This window comes from Streptomyces sp. NPDC029041 (assembly GCF_040637515.1).
GTDB lineage: Bacteria > Actinomycetota > Actinomycetes > Streptomycetales > Streptomycetaceae > Streptomyces.
The window spans coordinates 526291-539389 of record NZ_JBEZWO010000007.1 but is presented as its reverse complement, the minus strand read 5'-3'; the positions used below and the strand labels follow the sequence as shown (position 1 = coordinate 539389).

Here is a 13099-nt window from a genome sequence, read left to right as displayed (position 1 = left end):
CCGGTCATGTCGCGAATCGGTCGGCCCGGAATGTGGAGGGCCGAGGCTGTTCGGCCACAGCGGCCCGTGCGGCGGTGCTCGTGTCACCAGCCGCGGGCGGCCCACTCCTGCAGGTGCGGGGCTTCCGCCTCGACGGTGGTCGTGTCGCCGTGTCCGGTGTGCACGACCGTCTCACCGGGGAGGGTCAGCAGCCGGTCGCCGATCGAGGTCAGGATCGTGCCGAAGTCGCTGTACGAGCGTCCGGTCGCGCCGGGCCCTCCCGCGAACAGCGTGTCGCCGCTGAACAGCGCCCCGAGGTCGGGGGCGTGCAGGCACACGGCCCCGGGTGCGTGCCCGGGCGTGTGGAGCACGCGCAGGCCGATGCCCGCCACGACGAGGTCGTCGCCGTCGGCGAGGGGAGCGTCGGGCTGCCGGTTCGGGTGCACCATCTTCCACAGCACCTGGTCGTCGGGGTGCAGCAGGACGCGCGCGCCGGTGGCGAGGGCGACGTCCGGTGCCGCGCGCACATGGTCGTCGTGGGCGTGGGTGCACACGACGGCCACCAGGCGGCGGTCACCGACGGCCTCCAGGACGGCGTCGGAGTCGTGCGCCGCGTCGATGACGACCACCTCGTCGTCGTCACCGACGACCCAGACGTTGTTGTCGACGTCCCAGGTGCCACCGTCGAGACTGAACGTTCCGCTCGTGACGAGGCGTTCGATGCGGGGCGAGCCGGCCATCACAGCACCACCACGGAGCGCAGCACGTCGCCGCCGTGCATCTTCTCGAAGGCCTCCTCCACGTCACCGAGGCCGATGGTCTCGGTGACGAACGCGTCCAGGTCGAACCGGCCGCCCAGGTAGAGGTCGATGAGGGCCGGGAAGTCACGCGAGGGCAGGCAGTCGCCGTACCAGCTGGACTTCAGCGAGCCGCCACGGCCGAAGACGTCGAGCAGCGGCAGTTCCACCTTCATCTCCGGGGTGGGCACACCGACCAGGACCACCGTGCCGGCCAGGTCCCGTGCGTAGAAGGCCTGCCGGTACGTCTCCGGGCGGCCCACGGCCTCGACGACGACGTCCGCGCCGAAACCGCCGGTGAGTTCGCGCACCGCCTCGATCACGTCGTCCTTGGCGCCGTCGACGGTGTGGGTGGCCCCCATGGCCAGGGCACGGTCCAGCTTGCGCCGGTCGATGTCGACGGCGATGACCCTGGACGCGCCGGCGAGCCGGGCTCCCGCGACGGCGGCCATGCCGACACCGCCGCAGCCGATGACGGCGACGGAGTCTCCCCGCCCGACGGTGCCGGTGTTGACGGCGGCGCCGAAGCCCGCCATGACACCGCATCCGAGCAGCCCTGCTGCCGCCGCCGGGGCGGCCGGGTCCACCTTGGTGCACTGCCCGGCGGCGACCAGCGTCTTCTCCGCGAAGGCACCGATGCCGAGGGCGGGTGAGAGCGGGGTGCCGTCGAGCAGCGTCATGGGCTGCGTCGCGTTGTGGGTGGCGAAGCAGTACCAGGGCCTGCCCTTGCTGCACGCGCGGCACTGGCCGCACACGGCACGCCAGTTGAGGATGACGAAGTCACCGGGTTCGACGCCGGTGACCCCCTCCCCCACCGCCTCGACGCGGCCCGCCGCCTCGTGTCCGAGCAGGAAGGGGAACTCGTCGTTGATCCCGCCCTCGCGGTAGTGGAGGTCGGTGTGGCAGACGCCGCACGCCTCGACCTTGACCAGGGCCTCACCGGGACCGGGATCGGGAACGACGATCGTCTCGACGGAAACCGGGGCGCCCTTCTTCCGGGCGACGACGGCACGTACCTCGTGAGCCATGGGCTGCTCCTAGGACGGGAAAGTCACGCGGGTGCACTGCTTCATGAGTTGCCTCATCAGATACACGCACCGCTATACGCAACCGAGCATCGGGGAGGAGGACACCGGGGTCAAGAGGTCGGCCGCAACCGGACCGGTTCGGTGGCCCGCGCGATCGCCGAGGCGGGGCCGTCAGCCCGTGCCCGTTGATCGACAAGGTGTCCGTAGGCGTCTCCGGCCCCTCGACGCGGTGCCGATTGTCCGGTCGTCACCGGACGCGGCATGCTGCCCCGATGCCCCTGAAGACGATCCCTCCGCTCTCCCGCCGCACGCTGCTGCGCGTCCTGGGCTCCGGCGCGGCCCTCGGCGGACTCACCGGGTGTGGTGTCCCGGCCGCGTACGTACGCCCCGGCGACCGCGCCGCCGTCGACCTTTCCTCCACCGATCAGCGGCTGAACTGGGCGAACTGGCCGCTGTACATCGACACCGATGACGACCGCCCCTCGCGGCGGCCCACCCTGGAGGCCTTCGAGAAGCGCACGGGGATCTCGGTCGAGTACGTCGAGGAGATCAACGACAACGACGAGTTCTTCGGCAAGATCAGCCCGGCACTGATGAACCGCCGGCCCACCGGACGCGATCTGATCGTCGTCAGTGACTGGATGAGCGCGCGGTTCGTGCGGCTCGGCTGGGTGCAGGAGATGGACCGGGCCCGGCAGCCGAACGTGACCCGGTATCTCGACCCGCAGTTGCGTTCACCGGTCTTCGACCCCGGCCGCGCGTTCACGGTGCCGTGGCAGTCCGGCATCACCGGCATCGCGTACAACCGGCGCAGGACCGGCCGGGAGATACGGCAGGTGTCGGATCTGTGGGCGAGCGACCTGAGGGGCCGGGTCACACTGCTGTCCGGTATGGATGAAGCGTTCGCACTGTTGATGCAGGGCAACGGCGTCGACATCACCCGCTGGACGGCCGACGACTTCCACACCGTCTGCGACCAGGTGGAGAAGCAGGTGAAAGCGGGACAGATCCGGCACTTCACCGGCAACGACTACATCAAGGACCTGTCCAGTGGTGACGTCCTGGCCTGCCAGGCGTATTCGGGAGATGTGATCCAGCTCCGGGCGGACGACCCGGACATCGAGTTCGTCGTCCCCGAGGAGGGCGCCGAGCTGTGGGCCGAGTCGCTGATGATCCCCAACCTCGCCCGCCACAAAGCGAATGCGGAGCGGCTCATCGACCACTACTACGCTCCCGAAGTCGCCGCCGAGCTGGCCGCCTGGGTCAACTACGTCTGCCCGGTCCCCGCCGCACGGGAGGTCCTGGCCTCCGCACGGGACGCGGAGAGCGCCGCCCTCGCCGAGAATCCGTTGATCTTCCCCGACGAGGAGATGCGCAGCCGGCTGGCCATCGCACGGGACGTCGGCTCCGACGAACGTGTGGAGTTCAGCAGGCGGTGGAATCACATCGCGGGACTGTGAGGGCGTGCTCGCACCGGTCGGACGTCCTCGGCCTCCCCGGTTATGGCGGCCGGTGCCGGAATCCTCGTGGTCGTCAGTGACGGCCCGGCGGTACCGGGTCCCGGTAGCCGCGGATCCGGGCCGCTCCGGGGCGGCAGCGCAGCAGGCGCGCCAGGATCAGCCTGCCACCGCGGAGGGCGCCGTGATGGTGGAGGGCCTGGACGGCGTACGTGGAGCAGCTCGGGGTGTACGGGCAGCACGGCGGCCGGGTCGGGCTGACCGCGACGCGGTAGTGCCGCACGGACCGGTACATCGCGGCCGCCGCCCGGCCGCGCGGCGGGGGCGCGGCCGGGTCGGCGCCGTGACCGGCGGTGAGCGAGGGGCGCAGCAACGTCAGCCACAGGGCCGCCGCCTGTGACCACGCACCGCCGCAGCAACAGGGGTGCGTCAGCGTGTCGAGCGCTGCCGCGCAGCAGCCCTCCTCCTCGCCGTCCTCGGTCCCCCTCCGGCCGCGCCGACCGTTCCGCGCCACTGCCCACCCCCGCTTCTTCGCAACGCGGAAAGATCATACGGAGTGTCGGGAACGGGATGCCGGGGGGCTTCAGCCGATGTCGAAGGCATTCGGCAGGCCGAGGAGGTAGCGGGTGCGGTCGTGGCGTCTGAGGGGCTCCAGTTCGGGGGCTCGGTACAGGGGGGTCACCGTGCAGCGGGGCGCGGTGGATCCGCATCGGTCCAGCAGGGCGTTGACCGCCTGCCGGGCCGAGGAGTTGGCGCCCTCCATGGTGGCGAGGTCGATGGGTACGGCCACGTAGTCGCCGGCCAGGAAGAGGTTGGGGATCTTCGTGGCCGATTGCGGGCGGTGGTGGAAGGTGCCCACCGGGTGGATGAGCAGTTGTTCCTCGTTGACGGGATGCGGCGTGCCGAGGCCGTCGACAGCGGGGTCGAGGAACCAGGAGTGCAGCACGGAGTCCCGCAGGACCGTACGGCCGCCGTCGTTGAGCGAAGCCTTCAGCTGTGCCCACACCTCGCGTGCCACTTCGGTACGGGTGCACTGCTTGGCGGTCCTGCCGTACAGGATGCCCGGGCGGTCCCACTCGGAGACGTCCACGGACAGGCAGTCCACGACCGTACCGTCGCCGTAATCGGCCGGGAAGTCGCGGCCGGGCCAGTGCTGGGCCTGGGCGATCGCGGTCAGCGACCACGGGGAGTCGATGAGGTCGAGGTGGCCGTGCACGGTCGGTATGCGTTCGGTCAGGTAGAACTGAATGCCCGTCATCCAGTCCGTCTCCAGCCGGTCGCACTCGGCCAGCTGGGGGTCGGCTGCGCGGACGGCGGAGTTCCACGTGCGGCGGGCGTGCTCGACGGGCATCGCGGAGATGTAGTGGTCGGCGGTGACGGTACGGCGCGTGCCTGAGCGGTCCTCCACGACGGCTCCGGCGATGGCACCCGCGTCCAGGGTCAGGTCCCGTACGGTCCAGCCGACGCGGAACTCCACCCCGAGTGACTTCAGGTAGGTCACCCAGGGGTCGATCCACGCCTCGTTGGTGGGTGCGTTGAGGATCCGGTCCAGTGGTCCGTCCGCGCCCAGCCCGAGGACGTTGAAGGCGAAGGCCTCCAGCAGGGTGCCGACCGTGCGGGTGCTGGCCTCCTCGGCCTTGGTGGCCACGATGTTGCGGGTGATGCCGACCGCGAGGACCCGCTGGTAGTCGTAGGACATCCGTCCGGCGCGCACGAAGTCCCACCAGGGCGTCCGCTCCCATACGGTGTCGCGGCGCTGGTCGCAGCTGGTGAGGAAGACCAGCATGCGGTTGGCGAAGTAGAGCGCCTCGTGGAGCGGGAGGTTGAAGGCCGTGTCCAGAACGGCGGTGAAGGCGCGGCGGATTTCCTCGGGGGTGAGTTCGGCCGGGGGGTTGTCGGGCCAGGGCAACGGAATCCGGATGTCCTCACGGCCGCCCGACCTTGCGAAGAGCATCTCCTTCGGGGCGACGAGGTTGTCGTGAACGCCGCCCGGGTTGCCGGGGAAGGGGATGCGCCGCATCGTGTCGGGCAGGTTGTGGTAGATGCCGGGGATGAAGCGGAAGCCGTGCTCACCCGGCAGGGGGCGTCGGCCGCCCGTGCCACTGTCCGGTACGTCCATGCTGCGGGCCTTGCCGCCCAAGGCCCTGCGCTCGTAGACCGTGACCCGGAAGCCGCGCTCGGCGAGTTCGTGTGCGGCCGTGAGCCCGGCGACGCCGCCGCCCAGGACCGCCACGGTCCGCGGTGAGGAGGCGTCCTCGGCCGAAGCCCCCTCTGCGGTTCCGAGGGCCAAGCCGCCGGCGGCCGCGGCAGTGCCCAGGAACTCTCTGCGCGTGGTGCCACTCATCGCCACCCCTTACCGTTGGTAACGTCAGCCGCACGAGGATATGGGCGGGGCAGGAACCCCGGAAGAGAGCCGACGTAACTTGGCCTGATGGCGCATCACTTGGACCGGTCACGGCACGCACCTGCGGGGAGTCGGAGAGGGCGCCGCTCCGTGGCCGGCCGGTCTTTGCTCGGTGAGGGCAGCGGCCCGCTCATCCACATCCCCCGGCGGCCGTGTCACCCCTCAGCCTTGTGGACGGCGGACGGATTCGGCCGGACCGGACGAGAGACCGCCGAGCCGGTGCCGGCCCGACGGACCCTGCGCCTGATGCATCGAGGACCGGCGGCATGCAGGGCTCTCACGCCCGGAGCGGCATCCCGGACACGGCGCTAGGGCAGGGCCTGTTCGGCCCAGATCACCTTGCCTTGCGGGCTGTACCGGGTGCCCCAGCGCTCGGCCATCTGCGACACCAGGAACAGACCGCGGCCGCCCTCGTCCGTCGTCGCGGCGTAGCGCAGATGAGGTGAGGTGCTACTGCCGTCGGCGACTTCGCAGATCAGCGTGCGGTCGCGGATCAGCCGGACGTGGATCGGCCCGGAGCCGTAGCGGATGGCGTTGGTGATGAGCTCGCTGAGAATGAGCTCCATGGTGAAGCCGAGTTCCGCCAGGTCCCACGCTTCGAGCTTCCGGGCGACGGCGTCGCGCATCCCCGCGACGGCGGCGGGGTCCTGGGGAACGTCCCAGTCTGCGATGCGGTCGGGCGGCAGTTGCCGCGTACGGGCGACGAGCAGGGCGACGTCGTCCTTGGGGCGCCCGGGAAGCACCCTGTCCAGCACCTCCTGGCAGGTCTCCTCGGGTGGCCGGCCGGGGTTGCCGGTGAGCGCCTCGCGCAGCAGTTCCATTCCCACGTCCAGGTCGCGCCTGCGGTCCTCGATGAGGCCGTCGGTGTACAGGACGAGCTGGGTCCCCTCGGCGAGGCACAGCTCCGCGGTCCGGAACGGCATGCCGCCCAGGCCCAGCGGCGGGCCGGCGGGCACGTCCGGGAAGGTGACGGTCCCGTCGGGACGGACCAGAGCGGGCGCAAGATGCCCCGCCCGCGCCATGACGTAGCGGCGTGTCACGGGGTCGTAGATCCCGTAGAGGCAGGTGGCGCCCACGACGCCCGCGGCGCTTTCCGCCGTCTCGCTCTGGTCGATGCTCCCGACCAGGTCGTCCAGATGGCTCAGCAGCTCGTCGGGGGGCAGGTCGAGGGCGGAGAAATTGTGCACGGCGGTGCGCAGCCGCCCCATCGTGGCGGCGGCGTGGAGGCCGTGGCCGACCACATCGCCGACGGCGAGGGCCACCCGGCTGCCCGGCATGGGAATCACGTCGAACCAGTCCCCGCCCACGCCCGACTGCGCGGGGAGGTAGCGGTAGGCGATGTCGAGGGCGTTCTGCTCGGGCATGGCCTGCGGCAGCAGGCTGCGCTGGAGGGTGACCGCCAGGGTGTGCTCGCGGGTGTAGCGGCGGGCATTGTCGATGCTGATCGCGGCACGGGCCACCAACTCCTCCGCAAGCGAGACGTCCTCCTCGTTGAAGCGCTCATGCTGCTGCGCGCGCCAGAAGCTGGCCATGCCCAGGACGACGCCGCGGGCCTGGATGGGCGCGGTGATGAGGGAGTGGATGCCGTAGTCGATGACCGCCTGGGCCCGTTCCGGGTCCTGCACGCGCCAGCTCGTGGCGGTCGGCAGATCGCTCACCAGCTGGGAGCGGCCGCTGCCGTATCCGCGGGCCTGCGGCGTCGCGGGAACATAGTCGAAGAGCCGGCCCTGCTCGATGAGCGGATGGTTGTCCACGATGCCGGACACGGCCGCGCGCCGCATGGCCGTCCCCGTCGGGGCCGGCTCCTCGCCGTGCAGGACGGCGTCGGCCAGGTCCACGGTGACGAAGTCCGCGAAGCGAGGGATGGGGACTCGCGCCAGTTCGTCCGCGGTGCGCAGCACGTCGAGGGTGGTACCGATGTGGAGTCCCGCGTCGTACAGCAGCCGGAGCCGTTCCCTTGCCACCTCCGCCCTGCCCGTCACCGCCTGCAACTCGGTGGAGTCGCGCAGCGTCACCACCGTCTCCCCGGGTCCTCCCGCGCGACCCGTGGGCCGCTGACCCGTGGGCCGCTGGTTGACCGCGATCAGCCGCTCTCCCGCCAGGAACACCTCGTCGGTCGCCTCGCGCCCCGAGGTGAGCAGCGCCTTGGTCTCGGGATCGAGGCCCGGCAGGTCCGAGACGAGCCGCCCCTCGATGTCCGGGGGCAGCTCCAGCAGTCGTCTGGCTTCGTCGTTCGCCAGCATCAGCCGCCCGTCGGCGGCCACGATCAGCACCCCTTCCCGTACGGAGTGGAGCACGGTGTCATGATGCTCGTACATCAGAGCCATCTCGTCCGGGGCAAGGCTGTGTGTCTGCCGTCGCAGCCGCCTGCCCACCAGCGCCGTCACCCCGGCCGACAGCGCGAGCGCTCCGGCCCCCGCACCCAGGATGATCGGTAGTTGTTGGTTCAACTGACTTTCGACGTTCTTGACCTTCATCCCCGCCGAGACGAGGGCCACCACATCACTGTCGGCGTCCTTGACCGGAACCGTGGCCTGCACCTCACGACCGAGCGGGCCGTCGACGCTCTCCACGAAGACCTTCCCGGCCAGCGACGGCCCGATCTCACCCACGAACCGCTCTCCGATCCGGTCCGGCAAGGGATGGGTGTACCGGGTGCCCTCGGTGTCCATGACCACGATGAAGTCGACGTCGGCGGCCCGGCGTGCCGCCTCGGTGAGCGGCTGGAGGATTTTGCTGGGATCCGGGGTCCGCAGCGCCGCCAGGACGCCCGGCGAGTGTGCGAAGGTCTGCGCCACGGCCGTGGAGCGGCGTCTGGCCTCGGCGCTGCTGTCCCGCTCCGACTGCAGGATGAGAGCGAAGACGCCGCAGGCTACGAGCAGCACTACCAGAGCCACCTGGAAAACGAGAACCTGCCCGGCTACAGTCCGCGTGCTCTTGCTGATCAGACGCTTGACCGACAGCTGTCGAAAACGGGCGAAAAGACTCGCCATGCGACCTTTCTAGCATTCGTGATCCCAAGTAGCCAGGGCGCGCCCGGTCCCTGCACACCCCATGACCGATTAGACCGATAAGATACTTTTGTGATCACGTCTGCACGGCTGCGGCGCCGTCGCCCCGCCTACAGCGGCCGATGGGATGCTGCCCGGCTGGCGCCCCTGATCGTGACCGTCTTCATCGCCGTCCTGGCCTTCTCCACTCCGAGGGAGATCGCCTTCAGCCGCCTTCTGCCCGCCGCGCCCGCCCTTGCGGCCGCGATGTGGCCCGTGCTCCCCACCGTGGCGCTGGGGGCCTTCTGCCTCGTGCTCATGATCGTCCTCAGCTTCTTCCACACTGATCTGGGCACGCCGTACACCTCGGCCGCGATCGTCGCGGTCACCTTGGCGGCCGCGTACGGCAGTCATGTCCGACTTCAGCGGGAGGAGACGCTCTTCCAGGTCCGGCTCGTCGCCGACGCGGCCCAGAAGGTGCTGCTGCGCCCGCTGCCGCAACGCATCGAGGGGGTCGAGATCGAATCGCTGTATCTGGCAGCCCAGGAACAAGCCCGTATCGGCGGCGACTTCTACGAGGCGATCGGTACACCGCACGGGGTTCGTCTGCTCATCGGCGACGTCCGGGGCAAGGGGCTGTCCGCAGTGGGGGCAGCCTCGGCGGTGATCAGCTGCTTCAGGGAGGCCGCCTATGACGAACCCGACCTCCAGGGCATCGTCCACCGCCTGGAAACCACCGTCACCCGTCACAGCGCAGCCTTCCCCGCCCACGACCGGCCCGAGCACTTCGCCACCGCCCTCCTCGCCGAGATCCCGCACGACGGCAGCCGACTACGACTCCTCAACTGCGGACATCCCCCGCCACTGATCGCGCACTACGGGAAGGTCCGGGTTCTGGAGCCCACGGCCCCCTCCCCGCCCCTCAACCTCGCGGCGCTCATCGGTGATCGCTACCGGGTCGACATCGTCTCCTTCGCCCCCGGTGATCAGCTGCTGCTGTACACGGACGGCGTATCGGAGACCCGGGACCACAACGGCCGGTTCTTCCCACTGCCGGACTGGATGCGGCGACAGAGCCCGGAGCACCCCCGCGATCTGCTGGACCGGCTGCACCGGGATCTGCTCCGGCACAGCGGCGGACGACTCGACGACGACATCGCGGCCCTCGCGCTGAGACGCTCCACCGCGCAGGGCCCGGGAATCGTCGGGGCTGCGGGCTGAACCGTCGCGCCGGCGGCCGACAGATGGGGAGAGCCACTGTCCAGAGGAACTCGGCACGGTCGTCGCCCCGCCTCGAGAGCCCGCCGTGCGCCGATCCACTGCGAAGGACGGCTGGCCGTCGCGGCCCGGTCGGCCACGGTATCGACTCCGGCACCATGGGTACCCCGCATCCGAAACCGATACTTCCGAGCTGCTTCCGGAGAGTCATGACGCAGGGAAACGAGAACCAGAAGGGCAATCGGTTCTGCAAGGCATGCGGCACCCCCGCCGAGGACGGGAAGCTGTGCAGCCACTGCGGAACGGTGCTGGACTTCCCGCATGAGAACGGGCTGGTCGACGACGAAGGTGCGGCAGTGCGCCGGGACTTCGAGGGACGGGCCGGACAGCAAGGGCGACAGTGACCGAACAGCAGCTGACCCGGCAGGGGCGATGAACGCAGGTGAGCTGCCCGGCCCGGGGGAGGGAACCGCCACGCACCTCACCGGCTGTCACGGCTCCTGTTTCGCCGCACGGCGGTGAGCGCGCCGAGCACTGTAGCGACGGCCAGGATCGCAAGTCCGCGCAGCCAGACCTGTGCCTCGATCTGCGTGGCCAGCACGACACAGGACGCGATGCCCAGCACGGGCAGTGCGATCGGAGTACGGAAGTGGCCGGCCTCGCCCGGGTCTCGGCGAAGGACCAGCACCGCGGCGTTGACCATGAGGAAGACGACCAGCAGCAACAAGACCAGCGTGGACGCCAGGGTGGCCACGCTGCCGGTGAGGGCCAAGAGCATCGCCGGCAGCGTGGTGACCGCGATCGAGGCCCATGGTGTGCGACGGCCCGGCAGCACCTTGGTCAGCACAGCGGGCAGCAGCCCGTCCTTGGCCATACCGTAGGCCAGGCGTGAGGACATGATGCCGGTGAGCAGCGCGCCGTTGGCCACCGCGACGAGTGCGATGGCGCTGAACAGGCGGGGCGGCACGCCGCCCGCCTCCTTCACGACCTCCAGCAACGGACCGCTCGACCCGGCCAGCTGCGCGGTCGGTACCGCTGCGGACGCGCCGATGCCCACCAGCACGTACACGGCGCCTGCGGTGGCGAGGGCGCCGAACAGGGCACGCGGGTAGGACCGCCGCGGGTCGCGGGTCTCCTCGGCGACGTTCACCGAGGTCTCGAACCCGACGAAGGAGTAGTAGGCCAGTACCGAGCCGCTCAGCACGGCCGTCGCCGCCCCTTTCTCCGGCGTGCCCACCTGCGTGAGCCTCCCGGCGTCACCATCGCCGCGCAACAGCAGCCAAGCACCGAGGACGACGATGACGGCCAGTCCGCCCACCTCGACGAGCGTGGCGACGGCGTTGGCTCGGGTCGACTCCTTGATGCCTCGGGCGTTCACCAGGGCGAGCAGTCCCAGGAACAGCACTGCCACGAGTCCCACGGGCAGGGTCACGAAGGCCGACAGGTAGTCACCGCCGAAGCCGCGGGCGAGAGCGGCCACGGAGACGAGACCGGCGGCCAGCATGCAACACCCCGCGACGAAGCCGGCAAGCGGTCCGAAAGCGCGCGTCGCGTAGTGGGAGGCTCCGCCCGCCCGCGGATACTTCGTCGCCAGCTCGGCGTAGGAGGCGGCGGTCAGCAGTGCCAGCATCAGGGCGACGACCAGCGGCACCCACACCGCTCCCCCGGCGTCGGCCGCGACCTGGCCGATCAGGACATAGACGCCGGCGCCGAGCACGTCACCCAGGATGAAGAAGTACAACAGCGGCGTCGTCAGCGCGCGCTTGAGCGCGGCTCCTTCCGGCGCCCCTCCCCGTTCCGCCGACATCGCCGGCCCTCTGTTCCCGACTTCTCTCGCCATACCGCCTCGTGTCCTCGCGCCGTCGTTGCCCCCTGTGCTCATGCGGGGCTACTCGTCCCGCTCTGCGACGAAGACGCAGAACGGGTGGCCCTCGGGGTCCCGGTAGACCCGGAAGCGCTCCTCGTCGTCAGGATCCGGCCGGTCCCGGTTGCTGAGCAGGCTGCCGCCGAGGTTGAGCACGCGTTCGTGCTGGCCGCGCAGTTCCTCCAGCGAGGCGACACTCAGATCCAGGTGCATCTGCTGGGGCACCTGGCCGTCGGGCCAGTCCGGTTCGCGAAGGCGGTCCACCTGCTGGAAGGCGAGCCGCGGTCCACCGCCGGGATGGCGCAGGACGAGCCAGTCCCGGCCGTGCTCGTCCGGCTGGCCGGCCGAAGGCGGCTCGTCCCCCTCCGCGTAATCGAGCCCCAGCAGGGACCGGTAGAACTCGGCGAGTTTGCGGGCGTCGGTGCTGTCGAGCACGGTCTGCACCAGCCGGATGCGGCCTGCGTCGTTAGTCATAAACTCCAGGTGCCCGGCCCGGCCCCGCCCGAACGACCCACTCGGGGGAACGAAGGTCGTGTGCCCGAGCAGCTCTTCGACCCTGACTGTCCTGACACTGCCGGCTGACTGAAGGACGTCGGCTGTGTACGCGTGGGGCGGCGCCCGCGGACATCGGCGTGACGCGAAGTCGGATGCACGCATGACGAGGGCGCGCGCGTGCGGTGACAGCGTGACGCGTCACCGTCCGCCGGCCACCGCCTGCTCCCAGGAGACGAACGTCCTCGTGCCGCTGGACAGCGTCGCCGGCATCAGCAACCAGTCCACGTCGAAGGGCGTCGTCGTGCGTCTCGAACCCTTCGTCGACCGGGGAGTATGACGCCCCGGTCGTCGAAGGGCATGGTTCCGGTCAGCAGGAACTGCTGCAGGACGACGAGCTGCTCCCGCAAGACGACGAGCTGCTGCCGCACGAGGAGGAGCTGCTCCCACAGGACGACGAGCTGCTCCCACAGGATGAGGAACCACCGCTGGAGCAGTCACTCGACGTGCCCTCGCTCCCTCCTGCCACCCACCAGGACGAGTCGACCGGGCTGCAGCCCTCGTGCGTCGTCGTCGCGCTGTGCGTTCCGGTGCTGGTCGGCCAGGTTCCCCAGCCCGGCCCGGTGCTCGACCCGTGCGCGGTTGCCCGGAGGGACAGATCCTCCCACGCACGACGCCATGCCCGGCGCACCATCCAGGTGACCACGGTGACGACTGCCAGTACGCCCACCAATACGAATGCGATCAACACGACGCCCCCTTCCGCCGAGCTGTGCCCGGATTGCCCGCAGTATGACCGGCGTTGTCGTGGCCTGAAGCGCTTCTTGAGCAAGTCCAGAGCTTCGCCCCGCTTCGTCTCGCAGGACGTCG

General features: G+C 70.3%; 11 protein-coding genes. 4 read left to right on the top strand and 7 right to left on the bottom strand.

All coding sequences use genetic code 11. The features are described 5' to 3' along the window. Window positions 1-83: 83 nt before the first annotated feature. Both AB0F04_RS21070 and AB0F04_RS21065 read right to left on the bottom strand, forming a co-directional pair. Complete coding sequence (locus AB0F04_RS21070) at window positions 84-719, bottom strand: MBL fold metallo-hydrolase (protein WP_362043480.1); 636 nt, start codon at window positions 717-719, stop codon at window positions 84-86. Continuing rightward, window positions 719-1804 (bottom strand): S-(hydroxymethyl)mycothiol dehydrogenase, encoded by a 1086-nt coding sequence (locus AB0F04_RS21065; protein ID WP_362043479.1) that lies wholly within the window; start codon window positions 1802-1804, stop codon window positions 719-721. Before AB0F04_RS21065 ends, AB0F04_RS21070 begins: the two co-directional genes overlap by 1 nt. Before the next feature lie 272 nt (window positions 1805-2076). Between AB0F04_RS21065 and AB0F04_RS21060 the strand changes: the two genes are divergently transcribed. After that, on the top strand, window positions 2077-3264 hold the full coding sequence (locus AB0F04_RS21060; protein WP_362043478.1) for an extracellular solute-binding protein: 1188 nt from the start codon (window positions 2077-2079) through the stop codon (window positions 3262-3264). Between the two features lie 73 nt (window positions 3265-3337). On the opposite strand, the gene yidD is transcribed toward AB0F04_RS21060, so the two are convergent. The 3 genes from yidD to AB0F04_RS21045 form a co-directional block, all read right to left on the bottom strand. Next, a complete protein-coding gene (gene yidD, locus AB0F04_RS21055; protein ID WP_362043477.1) occupies window positions 3338-3775 on the bottom strand; it encodes a membrane protein insertion efficiency factor YidD in 438 nt (145 codons plus the stop codon). 69 nt (window positions 3776-3844) lie between these two features. Next, a complete protein-coding gene (locus AB0F04_RS21050) occupies window positions 3845-5605 on the bottom strand; it encodes an FAD-dependent oxidoreductase (RefSeq protein ID WP_362043476.1) in 1761 nt (586 codons plus the stop codon). A gap of 368 nt (window positions 5606-5973) precedes the next feature. Next, the gene (locus AB0F04_RS21045) at window positions 5974-8658 is read right to left on the bottom strand and encodes a SpoIIE family protein phosphatase (RefSeq protein WP_362043475.1); all 2685 of its coding nucleotides are present in this window, start codon (window positions 8656-8658) and stop codon (window positions 5974-5976) included. Window positions 8659-8748: 90 nt separating this feature from the next. Between AB0F04_RS21045 and AB0F04_RS21040 the strand changes: the two genes are divergently transcribed. Together AB0F04_RS21040 and AB0F04_RS21035 are read left to right on the top strand one after the other, a co-directional pair. Further along, the gene (locus AB0F04_RS21040; protein WP_362043474.1) at window positions 8749-9876 is read left to right on the top strand and encodes a PP2C family protein-serine/threonine phosphatase; all 1128 of its coding nucleotides are present in this window, start codon (window positions 8749-8751) and stop codon (window positions 9874-9876) included. Between the two features lie 206 nt (window positions 9877-10082). Continuing rightward, complete coding sequence (locus AB0F04_RS21035; protein ID WP_362043473.1) at window positions 10083-10277, top strand: zinc ribbon domain-containing protein; 195 nt, start codon at window positions 10083-10085, stop codon at window positions 10275-10277. Window positions 10278-10354: 77 nt separating this feature from the next. Here AB0F04_RS21035 and AB0F04_RS21030 read toward each other — a convergent pair whose 3' ends face one another. Continuing rightward, window positions 10355-11680: an APC family permease gene (locus tag AB0F04_RS21030; RefSeq protein WP_362043537.1), complete on the bottom strand. Its 1326-nt coding sequence runs from the start codon at window positions 11678-11680 to the stop codon at window positions 10355-10357. An 81-nt stretch (window positions 11681-11761) separates the two neighbouring features. Further along, window positions 11762-12211 carry a VOC family protein gene (locus AB0F04_RS21025; protein WP_362043472.1) on the bottom strand — a complete coding sequence of 150 codons (450 nt, stop codon included), beginning with the start codon at window positions 12209-12211 and terminating at the stop codon, window positions 11762-11764. A gap of 211 nt (window positions 12212-12422) precedes the next feature. Between AB0F04_RS21025 and AB0F04_RS21020 the strand changes: the two genes are divergently transcribed. Next, entirely contained in the window at window positions 12423-12569 is a 147-nt protein-coding gene (locus AB0F04_RS21020; protein WP_362043540.1) for a hypothetical protein, read from the top strand. Window positions 12570-13099: the final 530 nt, after the last annotated feature.

What these genes read in the sequence shown, in the direction of transcription:
- AB0F04_RS21070 (WP_362043480.1), bottom strand. Translation starts at nt 719, where the DNA reads ATGGCCGGCTCGCCCCGCATCGAACGCCTCGTCACGAGCGGAACGTTC.
- AB0F04_RS21065 (WP_362043479.1), bottom strand. Translation starts at nt 1,804, where the DNA reads ATGGCTCACGAGGTACGTGCCGTCGTCGCCCGGAAGAAGGGCGCCCCG.
- AB0F04_RS21060 (WP_362043478.1), top strand. Translation starts at nt 2,077, where the DNA reads ATGCCCCTGAAGACGATCCCTCCGCTCTCCCGCCGCACGCTGCTGCGC.
- AB0F04_RS21050 (WP_362043476.1), bottom strand. Translation starts at nt 5,605, where the DNA reads ATGAGTGGCACCACGCGCAGAGAGTTCCTGGGCACTGCCGCGGCCGCC.
- AB0F04_RS21045 (WP_362043475.1), bottom strand. Translation starts at nt 8,658, where the DNA reads ATGGCGAGTCTTTTCGCCCGTTTTCGACAGCTGTCGGTCAAGCGTCTG.
- AB0F04_RS21035 (WP_362043473.1), top strand. Translation starts at nt 10,083, where the DNA reads ATGACGCAGGGAAACGAGAACCAGAAGGGCAATCGGTTCTGCAAGGCA.
- AB0F04_RS21030 (WP_362043537.1), bottom strand. Translation starts at nt 11,680, where the DNA reads ATGTCGGCGGAACGGGGAGGGGCGCCGGAAGGAGCCGCGCTCAAGCGC.
- AB0F04_RS21025 (WP_362043472.1), bottom strand. Translation starts at nt 12,211, where the DNA reads ATGACTAACGACGCAGGCCGCATCCGGCTGGTGCAGACCGTGCTCGAC.